This is a genomic window from Saccharothrix isguenensis (genome assembly GCF_052936305.1).
Genome location: NZ_CP193626.1, coordinates 6,453,425 through 6,474,107, shown reverse-complemented (window position 1 = coordinate 6,474,107; position 20,683 = coordinate 6,453,425). Strand labels below are relative to the sequence as shown.

The window sequence follows — 20,683 nt, the reverse complement described above, 5'->3', positions numbered from 1 at the left end:
ACGCGTTCTGAACGGAGGACTCGCGGATCAGTCGTCGATCGTCCAGACCAGGGTGTTGAGGTCGGTCTCGGGGCGGGAGCTCCAGCGGACCGAGAAGATCACGGTGTTCTCGGGCAGGATGTAGACGGTGTGGCCGCCGGCGGTCTCGCCCGGCTGGATGCCGATCTTGTGCGGGGGTCGGGAGGACAGCGACACCGGCGCCTTCGTCACCGTCTCACCCTTGTTGGTCATCAGCACCAGGTACATGTCGGGCAGCGAGTTGAACGGCACCTGGCCCACGTTCGCCAGCTCGGTGTGCACGACCACGGCCCGCTCGCCCACCGCCAGCTTGTACCCGGCCGCCGTGAACAGGAAGTCCGCCGGGTCGACCACCTCGACCAGCTGGATGGTCAACCGGGCGCCTTCCAGGCCCTCGGTCTCCAACGTGCTGCCGATCTTGCCGGTGCGCGGCCGCGGCGCGGGCGCCTGGTCGCCGCGGGCCCAACCGGACGTGCCGGGCACACCCCACGTGCTCATCGGCTCCGACACGGGCACCGGACCGGAGACCCCGCCGGGCTGCGCGGGGAACGGCGCGCTGGGCGGCCCCTGCGGAACGGGATGACCGGGGTACGAGCCGGACGGCGTGCCGTGCACCGTGCCGGGCGCGGGCGGGTACGGCCCGCTCGGCGTGCCGCGGACGGCCTGGCCGCCGGGCCCCGAGTAGCTGCCCCACGCCACGCTGTTCGCCAACGCCTTGCGGATGCCGTTCGGGTCGCACTCCACGCCGACCAGCAGCGGCAGCCCGCTACCGGACAACGTGATCAGCCTGGTGGCGGCCTCCCGCGGGTCCATGCCCAGCCGCGCGGCCACCTCGTGCACGGCGGCGCGGCCCATCTCGGCGATCATGGCCAGGAGACGGGCGTCGACGGGGTCCGGCGCTACCACACCCGAGAACGCTACCCGCCTGGACCGATCTCCGTCCCATCGCCCCGCCCGGCCGGTTCGGCGCGACCGGGGAGTGTCGTGCTGAACCGGGACCGCCGGCGTTATAGGGTCGGGCCCGTCTTGCCCGAGCGCTTCGAGTCCCGGGCCCGCTGCGATCTTCAGGGGGGTTTGGGTGTCCGACTCGTTTGTGCACCTCCACGTGCACACCGAGTACTCGATGCTCGATGGCGCGGCCAAGCTGAAGGACATGTTCGCCGAGTGCGAGCGGATGGGCATGACCGCCGCCGCGATCACCGACCACGGCAACATGTACGGCGCCTACGACTTCTACCGGCAGGCCACGGCCGCCGGGATCAAGCCGGTGATCGGCATCGAGGCGTACCTGGCGCCGGAGTCGCGCTTCAACAAGAAGCGCGTGCTGTGGGGCGACCCGGGGCAGAAGTCCGACGACGTCTCCGCCAGCGGCGCGTACACGCACCAGACCATCTGGGCCCGGAACAACGAGGGCCTGCACAACCTGATGAAGATGTCCAGCCGTGCCTCCACCGAGGGCCAGCTGGGCAAGTGGCCTCGGATGGACGTCGAGCTGATCGCCGAACACGCGGCGGGGCTGATGGCGACCACCGGTTGCCCGTCCGGCGAGGTCCAGACCCGGCTGCGCCTGGGCCACGAGAAGGAGGCCCTGGAGGCCGCCGCGAAGTACCGCGACATCTACGGCGCGGAGAACTTCTTCGTCGAGCTGATGGACCACGGCATCGAGATCGAGAGCCGGGTCCGCGGCGGGCTGATGGACATCGCCAAGAAGCTCAGCATCCCGTTCGTCGTGACCAACGACTCGCACTACACCTATTCCGAGGACCGCGACGCGCACGCGGCGCTGCTGTGCGTGCAGACCGGGAAGACGCTCCAGGACCCGAACCGGTTCAAGTTCGACGGCACGGGCTACCACCTGAAGTCGCCGGACGAGATGCGCGCGATCGACTCGTCGGACGCCTGGCAGGAGGGGTGCCGCAACACCCTGCTGGTGGCCGAGAAGGTCGACACCACCGGCATGTTCGCGTTCCAGAACCTGATGCCGCGCTACCCGACGCCGGACGGCAAGACCGAGGCGGACTACTTCCGGGACGAGGTCTGGGAGGGCATGCGCCGCCGGTTCCCGGAGGGCGTGGACGAGGTCCACCGCAAGCAGGTCGAGTTCGAGATCGACGTCATCCTCCAGATGGGCTTCCCGTCCTACTTCCTGGTGGTCGCCGACTTCATCAACTGGGCCAAGGCCAACGGCATCCGGGTGGGCCCCGGCCGTGGTTCCGCCGCGGGCGCGCTGATCGCCTACGCGATGGGCATCACGGACCTCGACCCGCTGGCCCACGGCCTGATCTTCGAGCGGTTCCTGAACCCCGACCGGGTCAGCCCGCCCGACATCGACATCGACTTCGACGAGCGCCGGCGCGGTGACGTGATCCGGTACGTCACCGACAAGTGGGGCGCCGACAAGGTCGCCCAGGTCATCACGTTCGGCACGATCAAGGCGAAGGCGGCGATCAAGGACTCGGCCCGCGTGCTGTACGGGCAGCCGGGCTACGCGGTGGCCGACCGGATCTCCAAGGCCATGCCGCCCGCCGTGATGGGCAAGGACATCCCGCTGTCGGGCGTGTTCGACCCGCAGCACAAGCGGTACTCCGAGGCCGCCGAGGTGCGCGCGCTGTACGAGACGGACCCGCAGGTCAAGGAGATCATCGACACCGGCCGCGGGCTGGAGGGCCTCATCCGCAACGCGGGCGTGCACGCCTGCGCGGTGATCATGTCCGCGGAGCCGCTGACGGACCACATCCCGGTCTGGAAGCGCCCGCAGGACGGGTCGATCATCACCCAGTTCGACTACCCGACGTGCGAGACGCTCGGCCTGCTGAAGATGGACTTCCTGGGCCTGAGCAACCTCACCACGATCGACGACGCGCTGAAGAACATCGCGCTCAACGGCAAGGGCGAGGTGGACATCACCACCGTCTCCCTCGACGACCGGAAGACGTACGAGCTGCTGGGCCGCGGCGACACGCTGGGCGTGTTCCAGCTCGACGGCGGCGCCCTGCGCGACCTGCTGCGGCTCATGCGCCCGGACAACTTCGAGGACGTCTCGGCCGTCATCGCCCTGTACCGGCCGGGTCCGATGGGCGCGAACTCGCACACGAACTACGCGCTGCGCAAGAACAAGCAGCAGGAGATCACGCCGATCCACCCGGAGCTGGAGGAGCCGCTGGCCGAGATCCTGGACACGACCCACGGGTTGATCGTGTACCAGGAGCAGGTCATGGCGATCGCCCGGAAGGTGGCGGGCTACACGCTCGCCCAGGCGGACCTGCTGCGCCGCGCGATGGGCAAGAAGAAGAAGGAGATCCTCGACAAGGAGTACGAGGGCTTCGAGGCGGGCATGCGCGCCAACGGCTACTCGGCCGAGGCGATCAAGACGCTGTGGGACATCCTCGTGCCGTTCGCCGACTACGCGTTCAACAAGGCGCACTCCGCCGCGTACGGCCTGATCGCGTACTGGACCGCGTACCTCAAGGCGAACTACCCCGGCGAGTACATGGCAGCCCTGCTGACCACGAACTCGGACAACAAGGACAAGTCGGCCGTCTACCTGGCCGAGTGCCGCCGGATGGGCATCACCGTGCTGCCGCCGGACGTCAACGAGTCGGAACGCGAGTTCGTCGCGGTCGGCAACGACATCCGGTTCGGCCTCGGCGCGATCCGCAACGTCGGCGCGAACGTGGTCGACGCGATCATCAGGACCCGCAAGGAGAAGGGGAAGTTCGCCGACTTCTCCGACTTCCTGCGCAAGGTCGACGTCCAGGCGTGCAACAAGAAGGTCGTCGAGTCGCTGATCAAGGCGGGCGCGTTCGACTCGCTCGGCCACCCGCGCAAGGGCCTGCACATGGTCCACGTCGAGGCGGTCGACGCGATCATGCTGACCAAGAAGGAAGAGGCGCGCGGCCAGTTCGACCTGTTCGGCGACGGCGGCGGCGACGACGGCGCGAGCGTGTTCGACGTGAAGATCCCGGACGAGCACTGGGAGGCCAAGCACCAGCTCACGCTGGAGCGGGAGATGCTGGGCCTGTACGTGTCCGGGCACCCGCTCAACGGCGTGGAGCAGCTGCTCGGGTCCTATTCGGACACGTCGATCCCGCGCATCCTGGAAGGCGACGTGCAGGACGGCACCCAGGTCACGCTGGGCGGCATCCTCACCACCGTGACCCGCCGGGTGAACAAGAACGGCGAGCCGTGGGCGTCGGCGATGCTGGAGGACCTGGCCGGCGGCATCGAGGTGCTGTTCTTCCCCAAGAGCTACATGGTCCACGGCATGTCCGTGGCCGAGGACGCGATCGTGCTGGTGAAGGCGCGGGTGGCGAAGCGGGAGGACCGGACGTCGCTGATCGCCAACGACCTGGTCGTGCCGGACCTGTCCGAACTGGGCGCGCAGGCGTTGAAGCTGAAGGTGGCGGCGTCGCGCTGCGACCCGAAGCTGGTGACGTCGCTGAAGGAAGTCCTCTCCGCGCACCCCGGCACCACCGAGGTGCACCTGAACCTCGTCATCAACAGCAGCCGGAACACGTTGCTGAAGCTGGACGACGCGCTCAGGGTCACGCCGACGCCGTCCCTCATGGGCGACCTGAAGGCGCTGCTCGGACCGGGGTGCTTGGGCTGATCGGGTGAGATAAGCGGTCTCCGGGGACGCGAGGGACCCTCTAATCGTTGAGTGAACAGGGTTAACTCAACGGAGGAGGAGATCCCTGTGGGGGAGAAGATCGCCGGGCTCGACGTGCTCGGGCCGGAGTACTTCGCCGACCCGCACGCCTTCCACGCCCGGATGCGCGGGCAGGCTGCGGCGACCGAAGTGGTGCTGCCGCGCGGCACGAGGGCGTGGCTCATCACCCGGTACGAGGAAGCCCGGCAGGCGCTCGCGGACCAGCGGTTCAGCAAGGACTACCGGGCGTTCCCGGAGGTCATGCGGCGCAACCAGGTCGGGAGCAACGAATCGGGGGAGTTCGACCAGTCCCTGATGAGGCACATGCTGAACATGGACCCGCCGGACCACACCCGGCTGCGCAAGCTCGTCACCAAGGCGTTCACGGTGCGGCGGGTCGAGCAGCTGCGGTCCCGGGTCCAGGAGATCACCGACGGGCTGCTCGACGGGATGGCGGGCGAAGCCGAAGTCGACCTGGTCGAAGCGCTGTCGTTCCCGCTTCCCATCACGGTGATCTGCGAGATGCTCGACGTGCCGATGGACGAGCGCGACGACTTCCGGGTGTGGTCGAACATCCTGGTCGGCGGCGGCGGCCCGGACGCGGACGCGGTGCCGGTGGCCGCGGGCAGGATGGCGGACTACCTGACCCGGCTGGTGGACCACAAGCGGGCCAACCCGGGTGACGACTTCTTCTCGGAGCTGGTCCACGCCGACGAGGAGGGTGACCGGCTCGACCAGCTGGAACTGATCTCCATGGCGTTCCTGCTGCTGGTCGCCGGGCACGAGACGACGGTCAACCTGATCACCAACGGCGTGCTGCTCCTGCTCCGCCACCCCGACCAGGCGGCCGAGCTGCGCGCCGACCGGTCGCTGCTGCCGGGCGCGGTGGAGGAGTTCCTGCGCTACGAGAGCCCGGTCAACCAAGCCACGATCCGCGTCACGCTCGCGGACGTCGAGGTGGGCGACGTGGTCATCCCCAAGGACAGCGTGGCGGTCGTGTCGCTGAACGGCGCCAACCGCGACGGGGCCCGGTTCCCCGACCCGGACCGGTTCGACATCACCCGGCCCGCCGGCGGGCACCTGGCGTTCGGCCACGGGGTCCACTACTGCCTGGGCGCGCCGCTGGCCCGGATGGAGGGCGAGATCGCGATCGGGTCACTGCTGGACCGGTACGACCTCACCCTGGCGGCCGATCCGGAGTCGCTGCGCTGGCGGCAGGGCACGCTCATGCGCGGGCTCGAGTCGCTGCCGGTTAGCCTGACGCCCCGTGGACCGCGATGAGCTGCTGAAGCTGGACCAGGCGCACGTCTGGCACCCGTACGGCCCGATGCCGGGCACCCTGGAGCCGCTCGTGGTCTCGTCGGCTTCGGGGGTCCGGCTCCGGCTGGACGACGGCCGCGAGCTGGTCGACGGCATGTCTTCCTGGTGGGCCGCGATCCACGGTTACCGGCACCCGGTGCTGGACGACGCCGTGCGCGACCAGCTCGGCCGGATGAGCCACGTCATGTTCGGGGGCCTCACCCACGAACCCGCGGTGGCGTTGGCGGCACGGCTGGTGGAGATCACCCCCGAGCCGTTGCAGCACGTGTTCCTCTGCGACTCGGGCTCGGTGTCGGTCGAGGTCGCCGTCAAGATGGCGCTGCAGTACTGGCGGTCGCGGGGCCGGCCGGAGAAGCGGCGGCTGCTGACGTGGCGCGGCGGCTACCACGGCGACACGTTCCAGCCGATGTCCGTGTGCGACCCGGAGGGCGGGATGCACTCGCTGTGGCGGGGCGTGCTGCCGGACCAGGTGTTCGCGTCCGCGCCGCCGCGCGACATGGAGACCGGGTACGTCCAGGAGCTGTCGGACCTGATCGAGGCGCACGCCGGCGAGCTGGCCGCGGTCATCGTGGAGCCGGTCGTGCAGGGCGCCGGCGGGATGCGCTTCCACGACCCGCGCTACCTGCACGTGCTGCGGGAGCTGACGCTGGCGCACGGCGTGCTGCTGATCTTCGACGAGATCGCCACCGGCTTCGGCCGCACGGGTGAGCTGTTCGCCGCCGACCACGCCGGGATCAGCCCGGACATCATGGCCCTCGGCAAGGCGCTGACCGGCGGTTACCTGTCGATGGCGGCCACCCTGTGCACGCCACGCGTGGCGGACGGCATCTCGCGCGGCGAGGTGCCGGTGCTGGCGCACGGGCCGACGTTCATGGGCAACCCGCTGGCGTCGGCGGTCGCGCTGGCGTCGACCGACCTGCTGTTGTCGCAGGACTGGCGCGGGTCGGTGCGGCGGATCGGGGCCGGGCTGCGGTCCGGGCTGGCGCAGGCGCCCGGTGAGGTGCGGGTGCTCGGCGCGATCGGCGTCGTGCAGCTCGACCACCAGGTGGACATGGCCGCCGCCACCGCCGCGGCCGTCGACCACGGGGTGTGGCTGCGGCCGTTCCGGGACCTGATCTACACCATGCCGCCGTACATCAGCACCGACGACGACGTGGCCGCGATCGCCGCCGCCGTCATCGCCGCGGCCGAGGCGTCACATGCGCAGCAGCGTTGAACCCCACACCAGCAGCAACACGCCGTAGGAGATGAACGCCCACCCGACGAGCCCGTTGCCCGGTCGGCGCGAGCCCTTCACCCCCAGCCACGCCAGCCACCAGAGGAACGCGACCACCGCGACCACCAGCGGCGAGGCCGCGGTGCCGTAGGAACCCGCGAACACCCCGGCCCAGTAGTCGGTCGGCAGGTAGGCCGCTTCCGCCCAGCCGATGGGCAGGCACAGGATCGCCAACCCGCTCCACGCGCAGGCGATCAGCCGGAGGCGTCGGCGCGTGTTCTCGCGCGCGGTCTTGTCGTTCACCACGGCGACCCCGACCGCGACGAACGCGCCACCGGCGAACAACCAGCCCACCACGGTCGACACCACCGGGATCCGGCCGACCACCTCCCCGACCGACGGGATCACCCACCGCCACAACGCGTAGTGCCCGGAGATCGCGCCGACGATGAATCCCGTGCAGAGCGCGTACGCCGCCCACCCGGGCAGCCGGTCGAACCACGTGGGCGGCCTTCGCTCGGCGGCGACCTGCGCGGCGATGCGGGCGTGGTTGCTCTCCGACCAGGCCGGATCGCGTTCGCCCCCCTTCGACCTCGCCCGCCGCCGCGCGCGTCTGCCCGCCTTGCCCACGTCAGTGGTCTACTGCGGCGGCGAGGTCGGTGTCGGTCGGCTCCACCAGCACCCGGCCGTCCGGGAGCACGACCACCGGGATGTTCTTGCGCCCGCCGGCGATCTCGATCGCCCGGTCGCGCGCCGCGTCGTCGTGTTCGACGTCGACCTCGGTGAACGGCACTTCGTGCTCCCGCAGCCACGCCTTGGCCCGCCGGCAGTCACCGCACCAGTTCGCCCCGTAGAGAACGATCTCACTCATGGGTGTGACTTTAGAACGTGACCGGCCGCGACTGTGCGTGAACGCCTAGGCTCGGTGCCCGTGAGCGTCCTCGTGATCACCGGCACGGGCACCGAGGTCGGCAAGACGGTGGTCGTCGCCGCTTTGGCGGCCCTGGCCGTCGCCGAAGGCCGACGGGTCGCCGTGCTCAAGCCGGTGCAGACCGGCGTCGCCGACGGCGAACCAGGCGATCTCGCCGAAGTGGTCCGGCTCGCCGGCCCGGTGACCACTCGTGAGCTGCGCCGATATCCCGAACCACTGGCGCCGGCCACGGCCGCGCGCCGGTCCGGCCTGCCCACCGTGCACCCCAGCCGGATCGCCTCGGCGGCCGTGGCGCTGGACGAGACGCACGACCTGGTGCTGGTCGAGGGCGCGGGTGGGCTGCTGGTCCGGTTCGACGACGTGGGCTCCACCATCGCCGACGCGGCGTGGGCGCTCAACGCGCCCGTGCTGATCGTCGCCCACCCCGGCCTCGGCACGCTGAACATGACCGCGCTGACCGCGGAAGCCCTGCTCCGGCGCGGGCTGGAGTCCGTCGGCGTGGTGGTCGGCCGCTGGCCCACCGCACCCGACCTGGCCACCCGCACCAACCTCGTCGACCTGCCCGAAGCCGCGGGCGCGCCGCTGCTCGGCGTGCTGCCCGACGGCGCGGCGGCGCTGGACCGCACCGAGTTCGCGGAGATGGCCCGGAACGCCCTGTCACCGTGGTTCGGCGGCGACTTCGACCCGGAGAAGTTCGCCGCGCCGCACACCTGCTGACCCCGCCGCGCGCCCGTCGACCGAATCCAGTGACGCACATCGCTGGGTCGGGCGCAGTTCCGTGCGGCAGACTGCACGGCGGACCACCGCCGGAGTTCCCGAGGAGAAGTCGTGACCGCAGCGCCCGAACAGGTCGATGTCCTCAGCGTTGCCCGTGAGCAGGTGCTGGAGCAGGGCGTCGGGCTGTCCGAGGAGCAGGTGCTCGAAGTGCTCCAGCTGCCCGACGAGCGCATCCCCGACCTGCTGGAGCTCGCGCACGCCGTGCGCATGCGCTGGTGCGGACCGGAGGTCGAGGTCGAGGGCATCGTGTCGCTCAAGACCGGCGGCTGCCCCGAGGACTGCCACTTCTGCTCCCAGTCCGGGCAGTTCCCGTCGCCGGTGCGCTCGGCGTGGCTGGACATCCCCGGCCTCGTCAAGGCTGCCCGGCAGACCGCCGACACCGGCGCCACCGAGTTCTGCATCGTCGCCGCCGTGCGCGGGCCGGACAAGCGGCTGCTGTCGCAGGTGCGCGACGGCATCAAGGCCATCCGCGAGGACGGCAACGACATCCAGATCGCCTGCTCGCTCGGCATGCTCACCCAGGAGCAGGTGGACGAGCTGGTGGAGATGGGCGTCCACCGCTACAACCACAACCTGGAGACGGCCCGCTCGCACTTCCCCAACGTGGTCACCACGCACTCGTGGGAAGAGCGGTGGGACACGCTGAAGATGATCCGCGAGGCCGGCATGGAGGTCTGCTGCGGCGGCATCATCGGCATGGGGGAGACGCTGGCGCAGCGCGCCGAGTTCGCCGTGCAGCTGGCCTCGCTGGAGCCGGACGAGGTGCCGCTGAACTTCCTCATCCCGAACCCCGGCACGCCATACGAGAACTACCCGATCGTGGAAGGCCCTGACGCCCTGCGAGCGGTCGGAGCGTTCCGGCTGGCCCTGCCGCGGACGATCCTGCGCTTCGCCGGCGGCCGTGAGCTGACCTTCGGCGACCTCGGTGCCAAGCAGGGGATGCTCGGCGGCGTCAACGCGATCATCGTCGGCAACTACCTGACCAACCTCGGCCGTCCGGCGCAGCAGGACCTCGACATGCTGGGCGAGCTGTCCATGCCGATCAAGGAGCTGAGCAAGACGCTGTGACGTACTGCGGATACTGCGGCAAGGACCTCGCCGCCACGGACCACTCGGCGTGCGCCTCGCGGCTCGGCGTGATCGACCCGCCGCGGTTCTGCGGCGAGTGCGCGCGCCGGATGGTGGTGCAGGTGACGCCCGCCGGGTGGGCCGCCGCGTGCAGCCGCCACGGGGAGATCACCTCCGCGCGGTAACCTGCCCCGCATCTGGTCACGTGTGCAGGGAGGTCGTCGGGTGGCGGAGCAACCGGTGGACGAGCGGGCGACGCCCGTTCCGGTGCCACCCGCGCCGGCGTTCGAGTACTACTACGTGGTGCAGCGGCCGCGGGTCGTGGTGAAGCGCGACCTGCTGCCCGGGTTCTCCGTGCTGTCCGCGATCGCGCTGCTGGGACTGCCGGTGGGGTGGGTGTGGGCGTGGCTCGCGCCGCCGCAGAACGTGGTCGTGCAGCAGGACGGGTCGATGGTCCCGGTGACCGGCGAGAGCTACCACCGGCTCGACGGGCTGATGCTGTTCGTGCTGATCGGCTTGGGCATCGGGCTGGTCACCGGCATCGCGGTGTGGATGCTGCGGGAACGGCGCGGGCCGGTGGTGATGCTGGCGGCCACGCTCGGCTCGGTCCTGGCGGCCTACCTCGGCCACCTGACCGGCACCGGGACGGCCGCCGGCAAGTACGCCGTCGGCGCCGCGCCCGAGGCCGGTGACGTGATCGCCTTGGCCCCGGTGCTGGAGACGTGGTGGGGCGTGCTGGCGTGGCCCTTGGGCACGGCGCTGGCGTACGGCTGCCTGGCCGCGTGGAACGGTCTGGACGACCTCGGCCGCAGGCTGGGTTAGAGCGTCGGCCGGGTTGGAGCGCCGAGTTGGAGCCGGTACTCGGTGTCGGGCACGTCGGTGACGAACATGTGCCCCGGTGCGTGGGTGATCGCGAACGGCGGTTTCGACGCCATCACCGCGGCCTGCGGTGTCACGCCGCACGCCCAGAAGACCGGCACGTCGCCCTCCTGCGGGTCGGTGCGTTCGCCGAAGTCCGGCCGGTCCAGGTCGTCGATGCCGAGCGCGTGCGGATCACCGATGTGGACGGGTGCGCCGTGGACGGCGGGCATGCGCGCCGTGACGTCCCACGCCCTGCTCGTGAGGTCGGCCGGGATGTAGCGCATCGACACCACCATCGGTCCGTGCACGCGGCCCGCCGGGCGGCACTCGCGGTCCGTGACGTACATCGGGACGTTCCGCTGCTGGTCGACGTGCCGGAGGGGGACGCCCGCCCGCTGCAACGCGGACTCGAACGTGAAGCTGCACCCGATGAGGAACGCGACCAGGTCGTCCCGCCAGTGGTCCGAGGCGTCGGTCGGTTCCTCCTTCAGCTCGCCGCGCTCCCAGATCCGGTAGCGGGGCAGGTCCCGGCGGAGGTCGGCGTCGCGCGCCAGGACCGTGGTGGTGGCGCCCGCGTCGGTCACGTCCAGGACCGGGCACGCTTTCGGGTTGCGCTGGGTGAACAGGAGCACGTCGTAGGCCCAGTCCGCCGGCACGGCGATCAGGTTGACCTGCGCGTAGCCGTCCGCGAGCCCGGCAGTCGGGCCGCGGTGGTCCCGGCGCACTTCTTCCGGTGTCGTGGTCATGTCAGCTCGGTGCCCTTCGTCTCGGGAAGGCCGAAGAGCGCCAGGACGGCGATGCCGTACGCGACCGCGCCGAAGATCATCGCGCCGCCGACGCCCATGCCCTCCGCCAGGAACCCCACCAGCGCGGGGAACAACGCGCCGACCGCGCGGCCGAAGTTGTAGGTGAAGCCCTGACCCGTGCCGCGCAGCTCGGTCGGGTACAGCTCGGCGAGGAACGCGCCGAAGCCGCTGAAGATCGCCGACGTGGTGAAGCCGAGCGGGAACGTGACCAGCAGGATCAGCCAGTTCGCGCCCGCGGGTATCTGGGTGAACAGGACCAGGAGGATCGCGCTGAGCACGGCGAACAGCGTGAACGTGTGCTTGCGGCCGAGCCGGTCGGTCAGGTAGCCGCCGGTGACGTACCCGGCGAACGCACCGGTGATGAGCAGGGCCATGTAGCCGCCGGTGCCGACGACGCTCAGCCCGCGTTCGGTCTTGAGGAACGTCGGCACCCAGCTCGCCAGCGTGTAGTAGCCGCCCTGGACGCCGGTGGCGAGGAGTGCCGCGAACAGGGTGGTGCGGCCGTGGTCGCCGCGGAAGACGGCCCTGAAGCTGCCCTTGACCGGGCTGGTCTTCAGCACCGTCTCGGCCCTCGGCGCGTCCTTGACGTGGCGGCGGATGTAGAAGACCAGGACGGCGGGGATGGCGCCGGTCCAGAACAGCACGCGCCAGGCGATGTCCTGGGGCAGGAAGCTGAACACGGCGGTGTAGACGATCACGCTCAGGCCCCAGCCGACGGCCCACGAGCTCTGGATGAACGCGACCGTCCGGCCCCGGTACCGGGGTTTGCAGTACTCGGCGACGAGGATCGCGCCGGCCGCCCACTCGCCGCCGAAGCCGAGCCCTTGGAGGGCGCGGAACACCAGCAGCATCTCGTAGCTGGTGGCGAAGCCGCACAGGACGGTGAAGACGGCGTAGGTGACGACGGTGATCATGAGGGTGCGGACCCGGCCGATGCGGTCCGCGAAGATGCCCGCGATCGCGCCACCGAGGGCGGAGACGACGAGGGTGACGGTGTTGAGCAGGCCCGCTTGGCCGTTGGTGATGCCGAAGTAGGCGGTGATGGCGAACAGGCCCAGGGGGAGGACCTGGAAGTCGTAGGCGTCCAGGCCGAAGCCGCCGAACGCGCCGACGAACGCGCGCTTGCCGTTGCGACCCAGCGTGTGGAACCAGGCGAACGGGCCTCGGACTTCCTCGGTGTCGATGTCCGTGGTGCTCATGTCGGGGATCACCTCGCAGCCGTGAGGGTGTGCCGTGGCCCACACGCTAGAGGATTGTTGAACAATCCCACCATAGAGCAATAGGGCGAACCAACAACTCACCCGATCGGCGCCCGCGCAGTGCCGGACTGGTCAACTCGCGGTGCCGGACTGGAGGACTCGCGAGGTGTGAGAGCGCTCTCACGCGCGAGTCGTCCACTGGCGCACCGCGAGTTGTCCAGCGGGGCACGGTGAGTCCCGCGTTCGGGCTAACCCGAGGTGGACGTTCAGGAGTCGGTGCGGGCCTTGCGCCGGTCGAACTCCGGGTAGAACTTGCGCATCAGGGCGAACGTCTCGGCGAAGTCGAGTTGGCCCGACGTGGGCAGGTGGCCGATGAACGTATAAGTCAGCAGCGAACCCAGGGCGGGGAAGAAGATCCGCGATGCGGTGCCGGTCCCACCCATTGCGATGACGATCATCCGGGTCTCGTCGGCCGAATTCAGCAATAGCGACGCCAATACCTTCAGATCGGCACCGGAAGTCGCCATCGTGGAAACCTTGACGATATCGGCGCCGGCGGCCTCGGCGTCACGGACGATCTCTTCCAGGGCGTCCAGGCCGGGCGTGTGGTCGAAATTGTGGTACGACACGATCGACAGCGCGTCGTGCGCACGGGCGGCGCTGATCACGTCGGCCAGGACGCCGCTCGACGACAGCTCGACGTCCACCGCCTCCACCAGCGGCGCGACAGCGCGGAACAAGTCGAGGCGCTCCTCCTCGGTGCCGCCCCACCCGCCACCTTCGGCGCCTGAGCGCACGGTCGCCAGAACCGGCAGACCCCGGAACGCGTGCACCTTCTCCAGGACGTGCCCGACGTCGGTCCGCGAGAACCGGTCGATGCGCAATTCCGCGACATCGACACCGGAAGCCAGCGCTTCCCGCGCCGCGCGCTCGCAGTCCTCGTCGTCGAAGCTCACCGCGACCAGTGGCACACCGCCGTCGACCAGCGCACGCAGGCTATTCACCCGCGGGATCCTACACCGCGCACCGGAACGGTCAGTTGTGATGAGGCAGTTGACCCAATTCGGACAACGGTGCGGGCACGGCGCTCAGCGCGTCGAGAATGCCCGTCTCGCGGTGCAGCACTTTCCGCACGAGCCGCAGCCGACGCGCCGGTGACGTCTCCTCCAGCAGCCGCTGGCGGTCCTCCAGCGTCAGCAGGCAGTCCCCGGCCAACGCGTACGCCAGGTCGGCCATCGCCGTGTCCGCTGCCGGCGGCCGACGCACCACGCTCTCGTACGCCACCTCCCGGTACCGCCCGTGCGCCGCCCGCGCGCTCTCCGCCAGCAACGGCAGCACGGCGTCGACCTCCGGCGGCGCTTCCGTGTCCGGCAGCCACCGCACCGACGCGATCAGGTACGGGGCACTGTCCTCGTCCACGTCCAGCAGCCTGAACCGCCGGCCGCCGACGGTGGTCAGGTCGTACCGCCCGTCCGGCAGCCGCCGCGCCTCCTGGAGCACCGCCGTGCAACCGACGTCGCACAGCGCCTCGACGTTCTCCGCGCCGACCTCCCACCCCTGCTTGATCGACACCACGCCGAACGTCCGCTCCGGCACCGCGCCCGTCACCAGGTCGACGGTCAGCTGCCGGTAGCGCGGCTCGAACACGTGCAGCGGAAGGGACGCCCCGGGCAGCAGCACGGTGCCCAGCGGGAACAGGGGGAGCGTCGTCGTCACGAACCCAAGCTACGGGTGGACGGTGGCCGCAGCACGGCGAAGGGATCGGTGATCCGCATTTCCCCCGACGCGAAGCGGAACAGCGCCGCCGGCCGGCCGCCGGACGGTCCGGGCTGCACGGTCCCGCCCGTCGGCTCCAGCAACCCCCGCCGTGACAGCACGCGTTGGAGGTTGGTCGCCGACACCTTGTACCCCAGCGCCGCCGAGTACAGGGAGCGCAGGGCGGAGATGGTGAACTCCGGCGGCGCCAGCGCGAACCCCAGGTTCGTGTACGACAGCTTGGACGCCAGTCGGCTGCGGGCGCGGCGGCAGATCGCCTGGTGGTCGAACGCCGTCGCGGGCAGGTCGTCCACCGGGTGCCACGCCGTGTCGGACGGCACGACCGGGTCGATGTGGGACGGCACCAGGCCGAGGAACGCCGTCGCCACGACCCGGGGGCCCGGCACCCGCGCTGGGTTGCTGAAGACGGCCAGCTGCTCGACGTGTGACAGTTGTCGCACGTCGACCTTCTCCGCCAGCTGACGGCGGATCGACGTCTCCACGTCCTCGTCGTCGCCGAGCCCGCCGCCGGGCAGTGACCAGCGGTGAGCGTGCGGTTCCCGCGCGCGCTCCCACAGCATGACCTGGAGTGATCCGGCTCTCACCTGGAGCACCGCGGCCAGCACCTCATGTCCCGCGAGTCCCACTCGGCTGATACTATCGGCCACGTTTTCGACCGATAGGCGAAAACCTGGTTCAAGGGAGGAACCCATGGTCGCCACCGCCTACGTGGAGCGAACCTCGGACGGCGCCTACGACGGGATCGCGCCGGACGCGGCCTGGCGCGACGAGGTGCTGGAACTGGCGCGCGAGCGGGACGCGGTCATCCTGGCGCACAACTACCAGCTCCCCGAGATCCAGGACATCGCGCACCACACCGGCGACTCGCTGGCGCTGAGCCGCATCGCCGCCGCGAGCGACGCGTCCACCATCGTGTTCTGCGGCGTGCACTTCATGGCCGAGACGGCGAAGATCCTGGCGCCGCACAAGACGGTCCTGATCCCGGACGAGCGGGCGGGCTGCTCGCTGGCGGACTCGATCACGGGCGAGCAGTTGCGGGAGTGGAAGGCCGAGCACCCCGGCGCGGTGGTCGTCTCGTACGTCAACACGACGGCGGAGGTGAAGGCGGAGACGGACATCTGCTGCACCTCGTCGAACGCGGTGGACGTGGTGAAGTCGATCCCGGCCGACCGCGAGGTGCTGTTCCTGCCGGACCAGTACCTGGGCCAGCACGTGAAGCGCGAGACGGGTCGGGAGAACCTGCGCATCTGGGCCGGCGAGTGCCACGTCCACGCGGGCATCAACGGCCCGGAACTGGCGGCGCGCGCGGCGGCGAACCCGGAGGCGGACCTGTTCATCCACCCCGAGTGCGGCTGCGCCACGTCGGCGCTCTACCTCGCGGGCGAGGGCATCGTGCCCAGCGACAAGGTGAAGATCCTCTCGACCGGCGACATGATCACGGCCGCGCGGCGCACCAGCGCGAAGTCGGTGCTGGTGGCCACCGAGGTCGGCATGCTGCACCAGCTGCGGCGGGCCGCGCCGGAGATCGACTTCCGGGCGGTGAACGACCGGGCGTCGTGCCGCTACATGAAGATGATCACCCCGGCGGCGTTGCTGCGCGGGCTGCGCGAGGGCAAGGACGAGGTGCACGTCGACCTGGAGACCGCCGAGCGGGCCAGGGGCGCGGTGCAGCGCATGATCGAGATCGGGCAGCCCGGCGGCGGCGAATGACCAGTCCGCTGTGGGAGGCCAGAGCCGACCTGGTGGTCGTCGGCACGGGGGTGGCCGGGCTGACGGCGGCGCTGCGGGCGCGTGAGCTGGGGCTGCGCGTCCTGGTGCTGACCAAGGCGTCCGGTGCGGACGGCAACACCCGCTGGGCGCAGGGCGGCGTGGCCGTCGTGCTGCCCGGCGAGCACGACGAGGGCGACTCGGTCGACGCGCACGTGCGCGACACGGTGGTCGCGGGCGCGGGGCTGTGCGACGAGGCCGCCGTGCGGACGATCATCGCGGGTGGTCCGGCGGCGGTGGCCAGGCTGCGCGAGCGCGGCGCGGTGTTCGACGCCGCGTCGTCCGGGGGGCTGGCCCGCACGCGGGAGGGCGGGCACAGCGCGTTCCGGGTGGTGCACGCGGGCGGTGACGCGACCGGCGCGGAGGTGGAGCGCGCGCTGCTGGCGGCGGCGTCCGACGGACGGGTGCCGGTGCTGGAGCAGCACGTCGCCGTGGACGCGATCCGGACCCCGCTCGGTCAGGTCTGCGGGCTGCTCGTGCTGGACGGCAACGGCGTGCCGGGCGTGCTCAGCGCGCCCGCGGTGCTGCTGGCCAGCGGCGGCCTCGGGCAGCTCTACCAGGCCACGTCCAACCCGGAGGTGGCCACGGGTGACGGCCTCGCGCTGGCGTTGCGGGCGGGCGCGGTGGCGGCGGACGTCGAGTTCGTCCAGTTCCACCCGACCGTCCTCTACACCGGGCGCGGTGCGCGTGGCCGGTGCCCGCTGGTGACCGAGGCGGTGCGCGGCGAGGGCGCGGTGCTGGTCGACGCGACCGGCGCGCGGGTCATGCGCGGCTTGCACCCGCTGGAGGACCTGGCACCTCGGGACGTGGTCGCGGCGGCGATCACCCGGCACATGGCGGCCGGCCCCGGCGGCGTGGACGACCACGTCTTCCTCGACGCCACGGGCATCTCCGACTTCGCGCGCCGGTTCCCGACCGTGCACGCGGCCTGCCTCCAGGCGGGCATCGACCCGGCGGGCGACCCGATCCCGGTGGCGCCCGCGGCGCACTTCGCGTGCGGCGGCGTGGTGTCCGATGTGGATGGACGAACGGGCGTGACCGGCCTGTACGCGGCGGGCGAGGTGGCCCGGACCGGGCTGCACGGCGCGAACCGGCTGGCGTCCAACAGCCTGCTCGAAGGCCTGGTCGTCGGCACGCGCGCGGCCGAGGCGGTCGCGGCGGACCTGGCGCTCAACGTGCTGGCCCGCTGTTCCGCTTCAGGCCCGGCGTCGGGCCCCGTGGAGCTGCCGACGGCGCCGGTCGCGGCCCGGGACTCGTTGCAGCGCGTGATGTCCCGGTACGCGGCGATCGGCCGTGACGCCGAGGGCCTCGCCGTGGTCGGCTCGGTGCTCGACCTGTCCACCGCGGACCGGGTGCTGGACACCCGGGAACTGGTGGAGGACGCGGCGCTCACCGTGGCGGCGCGGGCGTTGATCGCGGCGGCGGCGGAGCGCGAGGAGTCGCGCGGCTGCCACGTCCGCACCGATTTCACCGAGCGGGACGAGGCGCGCCGGCACCGCAGCCAGGTGGTCCGGCTCAACCCGTCGGGTCAGCCCGTGCTGGCGGACCCGCTGGTCGAGATGGGAGTGGCATGACAGCCCGGCACGGACTCGACTTGGACGACGCGCGCCGCGTGATCGCGACGGCGCTCGAAGAGGACCTCCGGTACGGCGCGGACGCGACGACGGAGGCCACCGTGCCCGCCGAGGCGGTCGCGGTGGCCGAGTTGACGCCGCGCGCGGCCGGCGTGCTGGCGGGCGTCCCGGTGGCGCTGGAGGTGTTCCGGCAGGTCACCGACGTGGAGGTGCTGGAGAGCCGGGAGGACGGCGACAAGGCCGTGCCCGGCGAGCCCGCCCTGGTGCTGCGCGGACCGGTGCGCGGCCTGCTCACCGCCGAGCGCACCGCGTTGAACCTGCTCTGCCACCTGTCCGGCGTGGCCACGCTCACCGCCGCCTGGGTGGACGAGGTCGCCGGCACCAAGGCGCGCGTGCGGGATTCCCGCAAGACCCTGCCGGGCCTGCGGCTGCTGGAGAAGTACGCGGTCCGCTGCGGCGGCGGCGTCAACCACCGGCTCGGCCTCGGCGACGCCGTGCTGATCAAGGACAACCACGTGCGGGCGGCGGGTTCCGTGCGGGCGGCGATGGCCGCCGTGCGCGCCCACGCCCCGCACCTGCCGTGCGAGGTCGAGGTCGACTCGCTGGACCAGCTGGACGAGGCCGTGGCCGAGGGCGCCGAGCTGGTGCTCCTGGACAACTTCACCGTCGCCGACTGCGCGGAGGCGGTGCGGCGGGCGGGCGGCGTCCGGCTGGAGGCGTCCGGCGGGCTGACGCTCGCCGTGGCCAGGGCCTACGCCGAGACCGGCGTGGACTACCTGGCCGTCGGCGGCCTCACGCACTCCGCCCCGGCACTGGACCTGGGGCTGGACCTGCGCTGAGCCGCCGACAGGGGGTCGGACGCACCCGCGCCCGGGGCACGGGGCGCGGGTACGCCCAGGTCAGGTGTCGCGACGCTTGGTCCGGTCGTCGGGCTCCACGTCCACGCGCTCCTTGCGGACCTGGCCGCGGACGCGCTCCTGCTCGGTGACGGTCTCCTTGTCCATCCGGACCTTCTCCACCGGCCTGGCCTTCTTCTCCACCACCGGCTCCTGCCGGCGCAGCGTGACCTCGGCCTCCTCCTCGGTGAACGCCCGTCCGGTCGGCTCGCCGTCGGCGGGTTCGCGCACCACGCGGACCTCTTCGTGCGAGACCGGCACGGTGACGTCCTTCTGCTCGGTCACCACGTGCTTGACCAGCCGGACCCGGCCGGCCTCCGCCTCGCGGGTGCCGACTTCGAGGTCTTCCTCGTACCGGGTGACCGAGTCGTCGGTCCGGGCCTCGTGCTTGCCCCGGCGGCCGGCCGTGTGATCCGCTGCCGCTTGGCCCGCTGCCGCCTGGCCCGTGGCGTGCTGTCCGTCGGTCTGCTCGGGCATCCGACCGGTCATCGTCTGGTCGCCCGTCGTGCGACCGGTCTGCCCGGTGGCCGTGCGGCCCCCCGCCATGGGGGTGGTCTCGCCACGGCCCCGGCCCGGCAGCCGGTCGTGCTCGGCGGTGCGGTGGGACGGGATCAAGCCGTAGTACTCGTACAGCTCGTGCTGCTGCCGGTCGGACATGTGCTCATCCGACACGTCGATCCGGGGCGCGTCCTTCACCTGCTGCTTCTCCACGGGCACGGTGACGACGCCGTCGCCCAGGGTCGCGTCCTGGATCGGCACGAACGACTCCTTCAGCCCGAACAGGCCGGTGTGCACCGAGGCCCACATCGGCCGGCCGTCCCGGTCGTCGAGCCAGACCTGTTTCACCGAGCCGATGCGCTCACCGTGCTCGTCGATCACTTCGCAGTCGTACAGGCGGTCCACTTCGGCCTGGTTGATCATGGCCAAGGTCCCCTTCGCGTGTGTTTTTACGTCCGCGCAAGGGTTCCCGGCACCAAGGGACACCTATTCGGCTGCCACCCGAACGTGTGAGGGGGGTATCGTCCGAAAGAACTTCAGAGCCGACGATTGGCCAGCACGGGCAGGATCTGCCGCGCTTCAGGGACACTCCGGGTGTCCACATCGGCCAGGATCAGGCCCGGTTCGCCGGCCAGCTGCTCGACCACGCCACCCAGCGGTGAGACCGCCGTGCTGAAGCCGATGCCCGTGGGCGCGCCGCCGTGCTCGACGCCCGGGTCGGCCTGGCCGCACGCCAGCACCCACGACGTGCAGTCCAGCGCCCTGGCCCGCACCAGCAGCTCCCACTGCTCCCGCTTGCCCGGCCCGGCGCCCCACGACGCGCACAGCAGCACGGCCGTCGCGCCCCGGTCCGCCAACGCCCGGAACAGCTCGGGGAACCGCACGTCGTAGCAGGTGGCCAGGCCGAACGTGACGCCGTCGACCTCCACCACCACCGGCTCGGAGCCGGGCGCGACGGTGCGCGACTCGGAGAACCCGAACGCGTCGAACAAGTGGATCTTGTCGTACCCCAGGTGCCGGCCGCCGCCGGTGACCAGCAGCGTGTTCGCGACCCGGCCGTCCGGCGCGGGGGTGAACATGCCCACCACGACGACGACGCCGTGCTCGTCGGCGATGTCCCGCACCGCGCTCGCCCACGGTCCGCCCAGGGGCTCGGCCACCTCACCGAGTGGCACACCGAACCGGCACATCGTGGCCTCGGGGAACACGACCACCCGCGCGCCGCCGGCCGCCGCGCGCGTCGTCTCGGAACGCAGCAGCTCCAGGTTCGCCGCCGGATCGGTGGACGAGTTGATCTGGCACAGGGCGACACGCATGTCGTCCACTCT

Annotated in this window: 20 protein-coding genes; 10 read left to right on the top strand and 10 right to left on the bottom strand. The window is 71.3% G+C overall.

What is annotated here, in order from left to right:
• Positions 1 to 27: 27 nt before the first annotated feature.
• Complete coding sequence (locus ACRAKI_RS28860) at positions 28 to 924, bottom strand: AsnC family protein (RefSeq protein ID WP_447003641.1); 897 nt, start codon at positions 922 to 924, stop codon at positions 28 to 30.
• Between the two features lie 172 nt (positions 925 to 1,096).
• On the opposite strand from ACRAKI_RS28860, the gene dnaE reads away from it, so the two are divergent.
• From dnaE to ACRAKI_RS28845, 3 genes are all read left to right on the top strand, one after another.
• Positions 1,097 to 4,627, top strand: a complete 3,531-nt coding sequence (gene dnaE, locus ACRAKI_RS28855; RefSeq protein ID WP_447003640.1) for a DNA polymerase III subunit alpha — start codon at positions 1,097 to 1,099, stop codon at positions 4,625 to 4,627.
• A gap of 81 nt (positions 4,628 to 4,708) precedes the next feature.
• The gene (locus ACRAKI_RS28850; protein WP_447008544.1) at positions 4,709 to 5,947 is read left to right on the top strand and encodes a cytochrome P450 family protein; all 1,239 of its coding nucleotides are present in this window, start codon (positions 4,709 to 4,711) and stop codon (positions 5,945 to 5,947) included.
• On the top strand, positions 5,934 to 7,202 hold the full coding sequence (locus tag ACRAKI_RS28845) for an adenosylmethionine--8-amino-7-oxononanoate transaminase (RefSeq protein ID WP_447003639.1): 1,269 nt from the start codon (positions 5,934 to 5,936) through the stop codon (positions 7,200 to 7,202). Before ACRAKI_RS28850 ends, ACRAKI_RS28845 begins: the two co-directional genes overlap by 14 nt.
• Here ACRAKI_RS28845 and ACRAKI_RS28840 read toward each other — a convergent pair.
• Together ACRAKI_RS28840 and ACRAKI_RS28835 are read right to left on the bottom strand one after the other, a co-directional pair.
• Positions 7,182 to 7,832: a hypothetical protein gene (locus ACRAKI_RS28840; protein ID WP_447003638.1), complete on the bottom strand. Its 651-nt coding sequence runs from the start codon at positions 7,830 to 7,832 to the stop codon at positions 7,182 to 7,184. The genes ACRAKI_RS28845 and ACRAKI_RS28840 overlap by 21 nt on opposite strands.
• A 1-nt stretch (position 7,833) precedes the next feature.
• Positions 7,834 to 8,073, bottom strand: a complete 240-nt coding sequence (locus ACRAKI_RS28835) for a glutaredoxin family protein (protein ID WP_447003637.1) — start codon at positions 8,071 to 8,073, stop codon at positions 7,834 to 7,836.
• A 60-nt stretch (positions 8,074 to 8,133) separates the two neighbouring features.
• Between ACRAKI_RS28835 and bioD the strand changes: the two genes are divergently transcribed.
• From bioD to ACRAKI_RS28815, 4 genes are all read left to right on the top strand, one after another.
• Positions 8,134 to 8,850 carry a dethiobiotin synthase gene (bioD, locus tag ACRAKI_RS28830; protein ID WP_447003636.1) on the top strand — a complete coding sequence of 239 codons (717 nt, stop codon included), beginning with the start codon at positions 8,134 to 8,136 and terminating at the stop codon, positions 8,848 to 8,850.
• A gap of 111 nt (positions 8,851 to 8,961) precedes the next feature.
• Positions 8,962 to 9,978 carry a biotin synthase BioB gene (bioB, locus tag ACRAKI_RS28825; protein ID WP_447003635.1) on the top strand — a complete coding sequence of 339 codons (1,017 nt, stop codon included), beginning with the start codon at positions 8,962 to 8,964 and terminating at the stop codon, positions 9,976 to 9,978.
• Positions 9,975 to 10,163 carry a biotin synthase auxiliary protein BsaP gene (gene bsaP, locus ACRAKI_RS28820; protein WP_447003634.1) on the top strand — a complete coding sequence of 63 codons (189 nt, stop codon included), beginning with the start codon at positions 9,975 to 9,977 and terminating at the stop codon, positions 10,161 to 10,163. Before bioB ends, bsaP begins: the two co-directional genes overlap by 4 nt.
• A 40-nt stretch (positions 10,164 to 10,203) precedes the next feature.
• The gene (locus tag ACRAKI_RS28815) at positions 10,204 to 10,800 is read left to right on the top strand and encodes a DUF2567 domain-containing protein (RefSeq protein ID WP_447003633.1); all 597 of its coding nucleotides are present in this window, start codon (positions 10,204 to 10,206) and stop codon (positions 10,798 to 10,800) included.
• On the opposite strand, the gene ACRAKI_RS28810 is transcribed toward ACRAKI_RS28815, so the two are convergent.
• The 5 genes from ACRAKI_RS28810 to ACRAKI_RS28790 form a co-directional block, all read right to left on the bottom strand.
• Complete coding sequence (locus ACRAKI_RS28810; protein ID WP_447003632.1) at positions 10,797 to 11,585, bottom strand: putative hydro-lyase; 789 nt, start codon at positions 11,583 to 11,585, stop codon at positions 10,797 to 10,799. The two genes, ACRAKI_RS28815 and ACRAKI_RS28810, sit on opposite strands and share 4 nt — an antisense overlap.
• Positions 11,582 to 12,844, bottom strand: coding sequence for an MFS transporter (locus tag ACRAKI_RS28805; protein ID WP_447003631.1), 1,263 nt, complete (start codon positions 12,842 to 12,844; stop codon positions 11,582 to 11,584). Before ACRAKI_RS28805 ends, ACRAKI_RS28810 begins: the two co-directional genes overlap by 4 nt.
• A 266-nt stretch (positions 12,845 to 13,110) precedes the next feature.
• Positions 13,111 to 13,800: a type I 3-dehydroquinate dehydratase gene (locus ACRAKI_RS28800; protein ID WP_447003630.1), complete on the bottom strand. Its 690-nt coding sequence runs from the start codon at positions 13,798 to 13,800 to the stop codon at positions 13,111 to 13,113.
• Between the two features lie 79 nt (positions 13,801 to 13,879).
• Positions 13,880 to 14,560: an LON peptidase substrate-binding domain-containing protein gene (locus ACRAKI_RS28795; protein ID WP_447003629.1), complete on the bottom strand. Its 681-nt coding sequence runs from the start codon at positions 14,558 to 14,560 to the stop codon at positions 13,880 to 13,882.
• Positions 14,557 to 15,246: an NUDIX hydrolase gene (locus tag ACRAKI_RS28790; protein ID WP_447003628.1), complete on the bottom strand. Its 690-nt coding sequence runs from the start codon at positions 15,244 to 15,246 to the stop codon at positions 14,557 to 14,559. Before ACRAKI_RS28790 ends, ACRAKI_RS28795 begins: the two co-directional genes overlap by 4 nt.
• 64 nt (positions 15,247 to 15,310) lie before the next feature.
• Here ACRAKI_RS28790 and nadA point away from each other — a divergent pair, with 64 nt between their 5' ends.
• The 3 genes from nadA to nadC are packed head-to-tail and all read left to right on the top strand — an operon-like array spanning position 15,311 to position 18,800.
• Positions 15,311 to 16,330 carry a quinolinate synthase NadA gene (gene nadA / locus ACRAKI_RS28785; protein ID WP_447003627.1) on the top strand — a complete coding sequence of 340 codons (1,020 nt, stop codon included), beginning with the start codon at positions 15,311 to 15,313 and terminating at the stop codon, positions 16,328 to 16,330.
• Positions 16,327 to 17,961 carry an L-aspartate oxidase gene (locus ACRAKI_RS28780; protein WP_447003626.1) on the top strand — a complete coding sequence of 545 codons (1,635 nt, stop codon included), beginning with the start codon at positions 16,327 to 16,329 and terminating at the stop codon, positions 17,959 to 17,961. The genes nadA and ACRAKI_RS28780 overlap by 4 nt, the downstream gene beginning before the upstream one ends.
• Positions 17,958 to 18,800, top strand: coding sequence for a carboxylating nicotinate-nucleotide diphosphorylase (gene nadC / locus ACRAKI_RS28775; RefSeq protein WP_447003625.1), 843 nt, complete (start codon positions 17,958 to 17,960; stop codon positions 18,798 to 18,800). The genes ACRAKI_RS28780 and nadC overlap by 4 nt, the downstream gene beginning before the upstream one ends.
• 60 nt (positions 18,801 to 18,860) lie before the next feature.
• On the opposite strand, the gene ACRAKI_RS28770 is transcribed toward nadC, so the two are convergent.
• Together ACRAKI_RS28770 and ACRAKI_RS28765 are read right to left on the bottom strand one after the other, a co-directional pair.
• On the bottom strand, positions 18,861 to 19,778 hold the full coding sequence (locus ACRAKI_RS28770; RefSeq protein WP_447003624.1) for a DUF2382 domain-containing protein: 918 nt from the start codon (positions 19,776 to 19,778) through the stop codon (positions 18,861 to 18,863).
• Positions 19,779 to 19,891: 113 nt separating this feature from the next.
• Positions 19,892 to 20,671 (bottom strand): carbon-nitrogen hydrolase family protein, encoded by a 780-nt coding sequence (locus tag ACRAKI_RS28765; protein ID WP_447008543.1) that lies wholly within the window; start codon positions 20,669 to 20,671, stop codon positions 19,892 to 19,894.
• Between the last annotated feature and the right edge of the window lie 12 nt (positions 20,672 to 20,683).

Coding starts and splice junctions, on each gene's coding strand:
- ACRAKI_RS28835 (WP_447003637.1), bottom strand. CDS start 8,073: ATGAGTGAGATCGTTCTCTACGGGGCGAACTGGTGCGGTGACTGCCGG.
- ACRAKI_RS28810 (WP_447003632.1), bottom strand. CDS start 11,585: ATGACCACGACACCGGAAGAAGTGCGCCGGGACCACCGCGGCCCGACT.
- ACRAKI_RS28805 (WP_447003631.1), bottom strand. CDS start 12,844: ATGAGCACCACGGACATCGACACCGAGGAAGTCCGAGGCCCGTTCGCC.
- nadA (WP_447003627.1), top strand. CDS start 15,311: ATGGTCGCCACCGCCTACGTGGAGCGAACCTCGGACGGCGCCTACGAC.
- ACRAKI_RS28780 (WP_447003626.1), top strand. CDS start 16,327: ATGACCAGTCCGCTGTGGGAGGCCAGAGCCGACCTGGTGGTCGTCGGC.
- nadC (WP_447003625.1), top strand. CDS start 17,958: ATGACAGCCCGGCACGGACTCGACTTGGACGACGCGCGCCGCGTGATC.
- ACRAKI_RS28770 (WP_447003624.1), bottom strand. CDS start 19,778: ATGATCAACCAGGCCGAAGTGGACCGCCTGTACGACTGCGAAGTGATC.
- ACRAKI_RS28765 (WP_447008543.1), bottom strand. CDS start 20,671: ATGCGTGTCGCCCTGTGCCAGATCAACTCGTCCACCGATCCGGCGGCG.